The sequence below is a fragment of the Acinetobacter amyesii genome (assembly GCF_002018365.1).
In the GTDB taxonomy this organism is placed as follows: Bacteria; Pseudomonadota; Gammaproteobacteria; order Pseudomonadales; family Moraxellaceae; genus Acinetobacter; species Acinetobacter amyesii.
The window spans coordinates 181,731-193,975 of record NZ_MVKX01000008.1; the positions used below are offsets into that span (position 1 = coordinate 181,731).

Consider the following 12,245-nt stretch of genomic DNA (forward strand, 5'->3'; position numbering starts at 1 on the left):
CAAAGCAGCGCTTTGTTTCCTCACTTGGGTTCAATTGGAGCAAATGGAGCGACAACATCCGCATTTTGTGCACGGTTACGCATGAAGTGATCCATGAGCACAATTGCCAACATCGCCTCTGCAATTGGTGTCGCACGAACACCGACACAAGGATCATGGCGACCTTTGGTCAACACATCTGTATCTTCACGATTAATCGTAATGGTTTTACCCGGCGTAGTAATGGAAGCTGTTGGTTTCAAGGCAATCGCAACACGAATGTCTTGACCACTCGAAATACCGCCCAAAATGCCGCCAGCATGGTTTGCCAAGAAACCATCCGTAGTTAACTCATCACGTGTTTCATGACCAAACTGCTCAGCAACACCAAAGCCATCACCAATTTCCACACCTTTTACAGCGTTGATGGACATCATAGCATGTGCAATATCTGCATCTAAACGATCAAATACAGGCTCGCCCCAACCAACTGGTACTTGTGTCGCAATAATTTCCAGTTTGGCGCCACAGCTCGTTCCTTGTTCACGAAGTGACGTTACGAGAGCTTCAAAACGTGGGACGGCATCTGCATCACCACAGAAAAATGGGTTATTCGGAACTTCATTCCAGTCCAATTTCTCTGCTTTTTCGGTACCAATTTGGGTTACATGACCACGAATTTCGATGCCAAATTTCTCAAACAAGTATTTTTTAGCAATAGCACCCGCAGCAACACGCATCGCAGTTTCACGAGCACTCGAGCGACCACCACCACGATAATCACGAAAACCATACTTATGTGTATACGTATAGTCTGCATGACCCGGACGGAAGGTTTGCGCGATGTTGCCATAATCTTTTGATTTTTGATCTGTGTTACGGATCAATAGACCAATTGATGTACCGGTTGTTTTGCCTTCAAATACGCCCGAAATAATTTCAACTTCATCAGGTTCTTTACGCTGAGTTGCAAACTTAGATGTGCCCGGCTTACGACGATCCAGATCCTTTTGCAAATCGGCTTCAGTCAGTTCAATACCCGGTGGAACCCCATCCACAATGGCCATCAGACCAACGCCATGAGATTCACCACAAGTCGTTACACGGAAGAGTTGCCCTATACTATTACCTGCCATGTCAAACGACTCCTTATGCTTGAACAGATTGAATGAATAAATCTCGGTATTCGCGGCATTGAGCAGCAGTCAATGCAAAGATACCTGTACCGCCTTTTTGGAACTGTAACCAATAAAAATCAACGGTATTGAAGTTTTGGCGCATTGCCCATTCTGAGTTACCCACCTCAATCACAATTAAGCCATCTTCCGTCAGGTAATCTGCAGCTTGTGCCAACATTTTACGCACAAGATCCAAACCATCTTGACCCGCAGCAAGCGCCATTTCAGGTTCATGGTGGAATTCTTCTGGTAAATCTGCCATGTCTTCAGCATCCACATATGGTGGATTTGACACGATTAAATCATATTGATTTTCTGCTGGAATTTTGGCGAATAAATCAGACTCAAGTAAAGCCACTTGATATTGTTTATTGTGGTGTTCACAGTTAATTTGTGCTACTTCAAGTGCATCTTTAGACAAATCTGTTGCATCAACTTCAGCATCTGGGAATGCATAAGCTAAAGCAATCGCGATACAACCTGAACCCGTACACATATCTAAAATGCGCTGAGGAGTTTTTGGATTGGCATTTTCAGGTAGATTATTAACCGCAGTACCCATTTCGCCATTTTCACCTAAGCAATATGGCGCAAAGCGGTTTTCAATCAATTCTGCAATTGGAGAACGTGGAATCAGAACACGTTCATCGACATAAAATGGCTTACCAAAGAAATATGACAAGTTAAGTAAATAAGACGTTGGAACTTTTTCATTAATACGACGTTCTAACAATGCTAAAAATTCTGCAACTTCACTTGGCAATAATTTCGCATCTAAGATTTCCGCATCTGCATTCCAATCTAGAGATAACGTTTGTAAAACCAATGCTGAGCTTTCAGCAAAATAGTCTTCTGTACCTTGTCCTAAGTGGGCATCATATTGACGTAAAGCTGTTACCCCAAAGCGGATATAATCACGAATTGTTGATAGGTTTTCAGCTGCTTCCTGTAAATGTTCAGGGCTAATAGTCGGTCGATCCACTTAAGGCGTCTCCAGTTCATAATTTTTTAAACGCCCTATGATACCTTGTTTTGATGCTATTTATAATAAAAATACGGCATTATTCACCGCTTAAAAGCATTTCATAACCCGCACATATAGGTCAGATACATTCGCTGAAATGAAATTTGTACTTTAGGCTTTTCTTCAGCATGCTATAAAACCTAATAGATAAAAATTATGAATAAAAACCAATTCAAGCTCAAATGTTTAGCAATTTGTACTTGATCATAAGCTTTAATTTTATAAAATTATCCCCATACAAACAGTTAAATTTTAAATGCGGAGCTCCAATGAGCTATAAGCACAATAACCTCATGGCTATGCGTCAGAGCTATTGGGAAGACACTCAGTCTTTAAATGTGCAAACTGAAAAGGCATTTTTTCAGCAACTACTGATCGAACATCAAGTTTTCCCTGATGCGAGTCTAGAAAACGCACGTACCCTATTTTTTAGCTTACCGAGCATTATTATTGTCAAAGGTTATGCTGCCGGATTTAAAGACGAATCTGTCCAACATCTTATTCATCAACATATTGAAGAACATAAAGCCGCATTGATGCAAAACGATACGGTAAAAATCAAATATCGTTTATAGTTTTCTTTCCAATGTACCTGTCTACGCGGCATCTTGCTTAAGTTTGCAAATGCTTACTGCATATTCAGTAAGTTGAACTATTTTAATACGTTAAGAAACGTTAAAATTAGCTACAATGTATTTTTCTGCGAATTGCTGATTAAAGGATTTAATTTACATGTCAGATCAGAACGATAAGCTCAAACACTTGAAAACGTCTTCTATGGATCGACGCTTATCTATCGCAAAGGCATCGCTACTTGCGGGAACTCGTTGGGCAGCATCAAACGCCACTTCTATTTTTTCGAGTGAGGAAGAAAAAGAGAAAAAGCGTAAAAAAGCCATGAAAGATCAGGCTGAATATCTCGTCGCAGAAATTGGTAAATTAAAAGGTTCGATTGTAAAAATCGGGCAAATGATGGCATTGTATGGTGAACATTTTCTGCCTGAAGAAATCACCCAAGCCCTCAACACCTTGAACAATCAAACAGTTGCATTGGCATGGCCAGCCATCAAAGTCCAATTACAAAATCAACTTGGCTCAAAGCTTGATGATCTCGTGATTGATCATGAGCCACTTGGCACAGCATCTTTGGCACAGGTTCACCGTGCAAAACGCAAATCTGATGGTTTAGAACTGGTTCTAAAAATCCAGTATCCAGGTGTGGCAGATGCCATCGATTCGGATATGAATCTATTCAAAAACATGCTCAAACTGACACGAATGGTGCCCCAAACCCGTGAATTTGATCAGTGGTTTGATGAAGTTCGTGAAATGATGCATCGTGAAGTAAATTATAAAATTGAAGCAGACACCACTCGCCGTTTTGCTGCACGCTTAAAAGAAGATCCACGCTATATCGTCCCGCAAATCATTGAAGGTTATTCAACACCTCAAGTGCTGTGTATGACCTTTGAACGTGGTGTGCCGATTAACAGCCCTGTAATGCTGTCACTTCCTCAAGAGCGTCGCAATGCCTTAGGTGAAGCATCACTTGAAATTGCTGTACGCGAAATTTTTGAATGGGGTGAAATGCAAACCGACCCTAACTTCGGAAACTATTTGGTCCGTTTAGGCAATGGTGCGGATGTCCCTGATAAAATTGTCCTCCTCGACTTTGGTGCGATTCGTCAGTTCGATGATCATCTATTAGGCGTTGCGCGTAATTTGATTACCGCGGGTTATCAGCATAGCTCTGAGCAAATGGTCAAAGCGATGACAGGTTATGAGTTCTTTGATGGTATTCCACAAAGTATTAAACCCGATATGGCAAAAGTCTTTCTTTTAGCGACAGAGGCATTTAGTAGCACTGAAAATAACCCAGACATCCCTGCTGGTGTTATGGACGAACAACAACGCTATGACTGGAAAAAAAGCCAATTACATAGCCGTGTGATGCAACAAGCTTCAAAATCGATGGCATCTCGTTACTTCTCAGTTCCACCGAAAGAGTTTATGTTTATTAGCCGTAAATTTATCGGTGCATATACCTTTATGACCGTCATTGAAGCAAAAACCAATGTTCGTCGTATGATTCAAAAATATCAATAATCATTCAATGCACACCTCAAGACTTGGCTGACTCAAATGTCAGCCAAGTCAATTTTAAAATAACAATCTGTTTAAGCCTTTTTACTTTTCTATTCTTAATTAATCATTTAGCTATCAAATCCCACCTAATCTCGCCGTTTATCTTTGACAATCATGCATGTCATTTATGACATGGTTTTTCTATCTTTGGCATGTCAGCATTAAATAAGAACAACGCAAATGGAAAACAACAATGACCAATATGGTAAACAAGGCACAAGGATTTGGACTCTCACTTTTAACAAAAATTGCCGGAAGTGATGTACTCGATCAGTTTAAACTGCGCAAATTTGTTGAAAAATCTTTGTATCAAAGCTCAAAAGCTGGTTTTAAAACCCTGAGCCAAACGCAAAAAGTATTTCAGACCAACAAAGATGTACATAAGCAACGTTTGCCTAATCAACAAAAATCATTATTTGATTTAAACCTGACTGAAGAACAACAAATGACTGCTGATGCGATGCAGCAATTTGCCACAGAAGTCTTGTATCCACTTGCTCATCAAGCCGATCAAGAGGAAAGATTTCCTGAAGCGTTATGGCAACATATCCAAGATCTAGGTCTAAATTATTATGCCTTACCTGAAGATTTGGGTGGCGTCGCGGCAGAAAAAAATATCATTAGCAATATCTTAATTGCTGAACAATTGGCTGAAGGTGACTTTAGTTTAACAGCAGGTTTACTGTCGACATTTAGCTGCATCAACGCCATCACCCAATGGGGTTCCGAATCTGTTCAAGCAACCTACTTAGCAGCATTTGCAGATGATTCAGCCCTTCGTGCAAGCTTTGCGGTACAAGAGGCCACGGCGGCATTTAATCCTTATCAACTTAAAACTCAGGCGTTTGCAGATGGCCAGCAATATAAAATCAGTGGGGAGAAAACCTTAGTCCTTTTAGGTGAACAAGTAGATGTGCTGTTGGTAAGTGCCATGCTGAATGGGCAGCCTGAAGTTTTTATTGTGCAACGTGACCAGAGCATTAGCGCAAAAAAAACACCTGCTATGGGTTTAAAAGCAACTGAAACGGTAACTTTAAAATTTGATCAGACCCCTGCCCAACGCTTAGGCGATCAAGATTTCAACTACACTTCATTTATCGATCTTGGCAATTTAATGTGGTGTGCCATGGCTGTTGGTACCGCAACTGCAGTCAAAAAATATTGCATTCAATATGCCAACGAGCGTACAGCTTTTGGGGAGCCAATTTCACATCGTCAAAGTGTGGCATTTATGATTGCCGATATGGCAATCGAAATTGATGCCATGCATATGCTCATCCTCAATGCAGCAAGTCTAGCCGAAGCCGGCAAACCATTTCATCGTGAAGCCTATTTAGCCCGCGTACTATGTGCTGAAAAATCGATGAAAATTGGGACCGATGGCGTGCAAATATTAGGTGGTCATGGCTTTACCAAAGAACATCCCGTAGAACGTTGGTATCGAGACTTACGTGCCACAGCGATTCTTCAATCTGGCTTACATGCTTAATTCAGCAAAATAAAAACAAGGAAATGTCCATGAACTTACAAAATCCGAAAAAATTTAAATTGCTGATCGACCAAGCCCATGAAGTCGCTTTAAATGTTCTACGTCCTATTTCACGTAAATATGACAAAGCCGAACATGCCTATCCTAAAGAATTAGACATGTTGTCTTCCCTCGTCGACGGTATGAATGATGGCGGTGATGGCATGAATGCAGGTGCTGCCGTCAATAAACGTGGCGACACAGACACGGGTAATAAAAACGGTGTCAATATGTCGACAGCCCTCAGTATCATCGAGATGTGCTATGGAGATACCGGCCTGTTGCTCAGTATGCCTCGCCAAGGGCTTGGCAACTCGGCTATTGCAGCAGTAGCCAATGATGAACAACTAGAACGCTTAAAAGGAACTTGGGCCGCTATGGCCATTACAGAACCAAATTGCGGCTCTGATTCAGCAGCTATTCGAACAACAGCGACGAAAGATGGCGATGAATACATCCTCAATGGTGAAAAAATCTTTGTCACCTCGGGCGAACGTGCTGATTCAGTAGTTGTTTGGGCAACACTAGATAAAAATTTAGGTCGTGCAGCGATTAAATCCTTTGTTGTTGAAAAAGGTACGCCGGGCATGACTGTAGAACGCCTAGAACATAAATTGGGTATTAAAGCCTCTGATACGGCTGCCATTAGCTTTGTAGATTGTCGTGTCCCTGCTGCAAACTTATTAGGTAATGCTGAAATTGATGTAGCAAAAGGTTTTGCTGGAGTTATGGAAACTTTTGATAATACCCGCCCGCTCGTTGCTGCGATGGCTGTAGGCTGTGCAAAGGCATCTTTAGAACGAATTAAAGAAATCTTTAAAGATGAATTAGATGAGCAGTATTCAACACCCATCTTACAAAGTTCGAATATTGCTGCACAAATCTACCGAATGGAAGCAGACTGGGAAGCAGCACGTCTACTCATGCTCAAAGCTGCATGGATGGCCGATAACAAAAAACCAAACTCACGTGAAGCATCCATCGCTAAAGCAAAAGCAGGCCGTGTAGGTAATGAAATCACATTAAAATGTGTAGAACTCGCAGCGGCTGTCGGTTATAACGAAGATGAATTATTGGAAAAATGGGCACGTGATTCAAAAATCCTCGATATATTTGAAGGCACACAACAAATTCAACAATTAATCGTTGCACGTCGTGAACTGGGTAAAAGTTCGAGCGAATTAAAGTAATTTTTTGCTTGAGTAATTTTAAACTTAGAGATGGATTTTTATATAGGATCAGTCTATAAACAATCCATCTTTTTGTTTTTCGATGATTATGTTTCAGATCCGACCACTTCAACTTGAAGACAATGCAAGCATTGCCAATGTCATTCGCACAGTTTCCAAAGAATTTGGATTAGCACCTGAATCAGGATTTGCCGTTGCAGATCCAATTTTAGATGATTTATATCACGTCTATGCGCAAGCAAATGCACAATATTGGGTTATTGAAAATCAACACGGTACAATTTTAGGTGGTGGCGGCCTTTCTCCTTTAGTTGGAGACTCAAGCATTTTAGAAATCCAAAAAATGTATTTTATGCCTGAATTACGTGGTCATGGCTTAGCCAAAGATATTTTAGAACTTTGTTTTCAATTCGCCAAAGATCATAATTTTAAAGCGTGTTATTTAGAAACTACACATACACTTGGGCAAGCGGTAAAACTCTATGAAAAAGTAGGATTTCAACACTTACAAGCTCCCAAAGGCAATACAGGTCATAGCCAAGCATGCGAAATTTGGATGCTTAAAACACTTTAAATTATACTTAGATTCCATTCATACCTCTGAAAAAAGTTATAGCTTTTTCAAATAGGGATATTTAATGAGTGGATATTCTAGTTTTTTAAAACTAAAGTTCTCGGGATTTGAATGCCCCACAATCTTAAGTAAGAATGTAAAGAGAGAAATACTGACTTAAGTAACGCTATCTGTTTTTCTCTCTTCACTTAAAAAATCATGTAATTTGAGTACATTTCCATCAATTCTTACAATTTCACTGTACAGAGCATCTTAAGCAAATATTGACCTCTAAGTCTCCAGTTCATAATATCGCTTTAGAAATTACACTTAGCCATGATTATTTTAAAGTGAATATAAATGCAGAATGTACTGAATAAAACTCGCCTTTCAACTCGTCTTTCGTCGCTCCTAAGCGCTCACAGCTTAAAGTTTTCAACTGTTATTATATCTGTAACCCTGATTTCTGGATGTTCATCACTTGGTGGTGGCTCTGTAGAGAAACGTGCCGTTAAACTTTCATCAGGGATACAAAAGGCCTATTCAGTCAATCCTGAAACTGCAAACCGAGTGTCGCCCTACATTGTACAAACTGCCGATCAATACAACTTAGATCCTTTACTACTGGCTGCCGTAATTCGCCAAGAATCAACTTTCCGCCCTTATGTCAGTTCTCCTGCAGGTGCAGTCGGTTTAACTCAAGTGATGCCACGTTATTGGCAAGCAACATGCCCTGGGGATTTATATGACGAATTAACCAATATTAATTGTGGGTCATTTATTTTAACTAAATATAAAAATGCCGCTGGTAGTATGCCAAAAGCTTTAGCCTACTATAATGTCGGACCTACTGCTTATAACACCAATCGAAAAATGAAAAAACAAGGCAAACGTTATGCAAAACAAGTGAAGCAACATCAAAATAATTTAAAAAGTGCATTATAAAAGTAAAGTTCAATCCTATGACCTAGGATTGAACTTTCAATATATATCACAAATACTTGAATTTAATAGACTTAAGTCACAAATATAGCTCTAGAAATAATATTATATAATGTATTTTAATGAGCAATAAATAAACAAACAGCACAGATATTTAATACTTATTTCGTCTTATGTAATCGTTTTTATATATTAAATTAATGGAATAATACATTAAATCTATTAATAAAAAAACTCTTATAAAACAACAACCTTAATTGAATTTCATATACAACAATTCTATAAAAAGTTTAAATATTCTACACAATCCTACAACTATTAGCAGCCAAGAATCGTTTAAAGACCATTTTTACTTTATTTATTATTAACAATAATCAACCAGCTGATTTTTTTTAGCATTGTTTATTCATTATTTTTAGCTAATATCTTATACGTCAGTAAAACTATATTACTGATTAACATATAATTTATTGGGGTTAATAATGGCCAAATTATCTTTAAACGGTTTAACAGACATTGACGGTTTTATTGCTGCAGCTTTGGTTGACAGCGAAAGTGGCCTTGCTATGGCGACACAAGGCAATAACGACATCGACTTAGAATTAGCTGCTGCTGGTAATACTGAAGTTGTACGCTCAAAGCGTAAGGTTGCCAAAGCATTGAATTTAAATGACTCAATTGAAGACATTCTAATTACTCTAGGTAAACAATATCACTTAATCCGTCCACTCGACTCAAATGAAGCATTATTTCTTTACCTCGTTTTAGACCGTAGCAAATCAAACCTAGCTATGGCTCGCCATGAACTTAAACATTTCGAAAAAGAATTAGATTTTTCTTAATTTAAAGTTGGGTTATTTCACCTGAAATAACCCAGTTTTTTCTGGACAATTTCATGAATAGCACATTATATATTTCTGTCTTTGGCTTAAATCTAAATGTTATCAATGACATTAAATCTATTATTTCAAATAAGCTATCTGAAACTTTTACTATTCATTGGACAAACATTGCAGATTCGAAACTCCAAGTCCTATTAATCAATGATGACTTTATCGACCTGCCTAATATAAATAAAATAAGGCACGAAGCTTTAATCATACTTAAACTTAAAAAAAATGAATTGAAAGCAAATCAAATCGAACACGATACCCTGTTTTTACCCCTAACAAATGCCAATCATTTTGAGCATTGGTTAGAGCATTTAGTTACGTTAAGATTCCGTGATATTAATCCTGTAAATGTGTCCAAACCTATTGTTGTGCAAGACATAAAACCTAAATTAAATGCACCCCAGATCTCACAGGCTTTTAAAGATTTAAATAAACATCAACGTCAATTATTGCTTTTAAATCAAAAACCAATCGCACTCATTGACAACTTAAGCAATGAGTTTTGGATAGAACAAAATATACAAATCACACAAAATTCTGAAATCACACTCATTCCAGCAGATACCAATACAGTAGTCACTTTTAAATATGGGCTGGAATCAATAAATTTACAGCATGGATTATGGCAATTTGTTTGGGATTACGTAGATGATACTCCCCCCAATTACATAAGCCACTATAAACTTTTGCATTGGCCACAGCCTATACATTGTGCTGAGCGACAATCACTATTGAAAATATCCGCTTTTTTTATGGAAGGTAGTTCTACTCAATATATCGCTGAAAAAATACATTTGAGCCAAAACGTTATCAATCGCTATTTATTTGCATGCCACATAGCTGAAATCATAGAAGAGATACCAGCCATGGCGACTGTATATCATAGCCAAAAAACAGCTCAAGAATCTTCAAATCCACTACAGAGTTTTTTCCGTAGTCTTCGAAAAAAATTAGGAATCTAAAATTTCATTATGATTTTACAGCAATACAAGATCGTATTTGCCGGAACGATGGGTGCCGGAAAAACCACAGCTATTCAAAGTATTTCTGATATTCCTGTACTGAGTACAGAAGCGCTGAATACTGATCAAAATGCACATCAAAAAATGTTGACTACAGTTGGGATCGATTATGGTGAGCTTACTCTAGCCGATGGTACAAAACTTGGTTTATATGGTACACCGGGCCAAGAAAGATTTAACTTTATATGGAATACCATTTGCAGCGGTGCGATTGGTACAATTATTTTGATTGATCATACACATGACCATCCAATTCAGCAGCTGAATGATTATTTAAATTATTTTTCTGAAAATAATGAAAACATCATCATCGCGATTACGCATTTAGACAGTACGCAGTATAAATCCACCAAACTTTATAAAGAATGGCAGGATTCACAACAGATACATCACCCCATTTTTTATATCGATGCTAGAAATAAAAAAGACATTCTTTTTATTCTAGAAGCACTTATTGCAAAAGCCGAAGTTCAACTTTCAATCTGATGAAGATATTATGAATACAGCAATTCGTACAACACGTTCAGCACCACTACAGCTTATTGAACAAGCACATAAACTCATGAAGGAGTTAATTTCTGATGTGTCCGGTGTTGAATATATGATGTTATGTTCAACTGATGGTTTTGAATTAAAATCTATAGAAAAGAAAAATATTGAAAATTCTGGAAAACTTGCAGCTGTAAGCAGTTCGATCTTAGCAATGGTTCAAGCTTTTACTAACGAAATTAATTTAGTCGGTTGTCAAACCATTACATTAGATGCTGAAAATGGTAAAGCATTACTCACAGCGATCTCTCACCCTCAACACCCTATGATATTAGTTGTCTTAACATCAAAAAATGTATTATTAGGGCAATTATTATATACTTTAAAAAGAGTGAGTAATGAACTAAGCGAATATCAACTGTCAAATACATTCGCCTAGTCCAATTCAATTTATTTCATCGATTCACGCATTTTATCTTCATCAAAATATTGTGCAAATGATGCAATACGTTTTTCAACAACTGGATTTTTCATCAGGTTCTCAGCTGCACGATTCCCCAATAGTTCAAATGCTTTACCCAAAGCATTTGTTCCTTCATTTTCTGTAACAGCTTTGATTTCAGCATTACAACGTTTAGTAAATAAATCTTGAAATAAATTTGCCATATTTTTATCAATTTTTTGCATCTCAGCTGACGTCACTTTACTATATTTAGAAATTTCTGGATGTGCTGAAAATGCCAAATAAATCCAAGCCGTTAAGTTCTGACTCTCTTCTGCTGAAATTTTATTTACCAAACATTCACTTAGTTTATCCTGATACACACCAGCTGTAGTATTGAAAGAAACAAATGCAAATAAAACTGTAGCTAATAATTTTTTTAAAAACATCTTAAATACCCTATATATTATTAAAGAGATAAACGATTTTATTATATTGATTTATTACACATTTTCATTAGCAAAAGATTTTAAAATGATATAAATGGATTTTTTAAGATGGTTTCAGATTTTATCAGCCTTATTAATTTCAAATATCTATCATCTTTCTGTTTTATCCTGCTGCTTTTCTTCTTATTTCCCTTTTTCTTTCCCTTTTCACCACACATAAAAAAACACCCCCTGAGATATCAGGGGGTGTTTCGAATAATGAGCTGGCGATGACTTACTCTCACATGGGTAACCCCACACTACCATCAGCGCTAAGAGGTTTCACTTCTGAGTTCGGGAAGGGATCAGGTGGTTCACTCTTGCTATTGTCGCCAGCACAACTGTTATGGATACTTGCTTAGTCTTACGTAT

At 37.8% G+C, this 12,245-nt stretch carries 13 protein-coding genes and 1 rRNA gene; 10 read left to right on the forward strand and 4 right to left on the reverse strand.

The window, feature by feature from the left end; all coding sequences use genetic code 11:
• Positions 1 to 20: 20 nt before the first annotated feature.
• Positions 21 to 1,115: a chorismate synthase gene (gene aroC / locus B1202_RS12965; RefSeq protein WP_078191027.1), complete on the reverse strand. Its 1,095-nt coding sequence runs from the start codon at positions 1,113 to 1,115 to the stop codon at positions 21 to 23.
• A 13-nt stretch (positions 1,116 to 1,128) separates the two neighbouring features.
• Positions 1,129 to 2,139: a 50S ribosomal protein L3 N(5)-glutamine methyltransferase gene (prmB, locus tag B1202_RS12970; RefSeq protein ID WP_078191028.1), complete on the reverse strand. Its 1,011-nt coding sequence runs from the start codon at positions 2,137 to 2,139 to the stop codon at positions 1,129 to 1,131.
• 311 nt (positions 2,140 to 2,450) lie between these two features.
• Between prmB and B1202_RS12975 the strand changes: the two genes are divergently transcribed.
• The 10 genes from B1202_RS12975 to B1202_RS13020 all read left to right on the forward strand — a co-directional run bounded on the left by B1202_RS12975 (position 2,451) and on the right by B1202_RS13020 (position 11,382).
• Positions 2,451 to 2,756: a hypothetical protein gene (locus B1202_RS12975; protein WP_078191029.1), complete on the forward strand. Its 306-nt coding sequence runs from the start codon at positions 2,451 to 2,453 to the stop codon at positions 2,754 to 2,756.
• 157 nt (positions 2,757 to 2,913) lie between these two features.
• A complete protein-coding gene (locus B1202_RS12980; protein WP_078191030.1) occupies positions 2,914 to 4,287 on the forward strand; it encodes an ABC1 kinase family protein in 1,374 nt (457 codons plus the stop codon).
• 241 nt (positions 4,288 to 4,528) lie between these two features.
• The gene (locus B1202_RS12985; RefSeq protein WP_171262658.1) at positions 4,529 to 5,815 is read left to right on the forward strand and encodes an acyl-CoA dehydrogenase family protein; all 1,287 of its coding nucleotides are present in this window, start codon (positions 4,529 to 4,531) and stop codon (positions 5,813 to 5,815) included.
• A gap of 29 nt (positions 5,816 to 5,844) precedes the next feature.
• The gene (locus B1202_RS12990; RefSeq protein WP_078191032.1) at positions 5,845 to 7,044 is read left to right on the forward strand and encodes an acyl-CoA dehydrogenase family protein; all 1,200 of its coding nucleotides are present in this window, start codon (positions 5,845 to 5,847) and stop codon (positions 7,042 to 7,044) included.
• 88 nt (positions 7,045 to 7,132) lie between these two features.
• Positions 7,133 to 7,618 carry a GNAT family N-acetyltransferase gene (locus tag B1202_RS12995; protein WP_078191049.1) on the forward strand — a complete coding sequence of 162 codons (486 nt, stop codon included), beginning with the start codon at positions 7,133 to 7,135 and terminating at the stop codon, positions 7,616 to 7,618.
• Positions 7,619 to 7,957: 339 nt separating this feature from the next.
• Positions 7,958 to 8,542, forward strand: a complete 585-nt coding sequence (locus B1202_RS13000) for a lytic transglycosylase domain-containing protein (RefSeq protein WP_078191033.1) — start codon at positions 7,958 to 7,960, stop codon at positions 8,540 to 8,542.
• Positions 8,543 to 9,021: 479 nt separating this feature from the next.
• A complete protein-coding gene (locus B1202_RS13005; protein ID WP_078191034.1) occupies positions 9,022 to 9,381 on the forward strand; it encodes a roadblock/LC7 domain-containing protein in 360 nt (119 codons plus the stop codon).
• 53 nt (positions 9,382 to 9,434) lie between these two features.
• Positions 9,435 to 10,394 carry a hypothetical protein gene (locus tag B1202_RS13010; RefSeq protein WP_078191035.1) on the forward strand — a complete coding sequence of 320 codons (960 nt, stop codon included), beginning with the start codon at positions 9,435 to 9,437 and terminating at the stop codon, positions 10,392 to 10,394.
• Positions 10,395 to 10,403: 9 nt separating this feature from the next.
• Positions 10,404 to 10,940, forward strand: a complete 537-nt coding sequence (locus tag B1202_RS13015) for a GTP-binding protein (protein ID WP_078191036.1) — start codon at positions 10,404 to 10,406, stop codon at positions 10,938 to 10,940.
• A gap of 10 nt (positions 10,941 to 10,950) precedes the next feature.
• Entirely contained in the window at positions 10,951 to 11,382 is a 432-nt protein-coding gene (locus tag B1202_RS13020) for a roadblock/LC7 domain-containing protein (protein ID WP_078191037.1), read from the forward strand.
• Between the two features lie 11 nt (positions 11,383 to 11,393).
• Here the strand turns inward: B1202_RS13020 and B1202_RS13025 are convergent, their stop codons facing one another.
• Positions 11,394 to 11,834, reverse strand: coding sequence for a hypothetical protein (locus B1202_RS13025; RefSeq protein WP_078191038.1), 441 nt, complete (start codon positions 11,832 to 11,834; stop codon positions 11,394 to 11,396).
• A 261-nt stretch (positions 11,835 to 12,095) separates the two neighbouring features.
• Positions 12,096 to 12,210: ribosomal RNA gene (gene rrf / locus B1202_RS13030) — 5S ribosomal RNA — on the reverse strand.
• Positions 12,211 to 12,245: the final 35 nt, after the last annotated feature.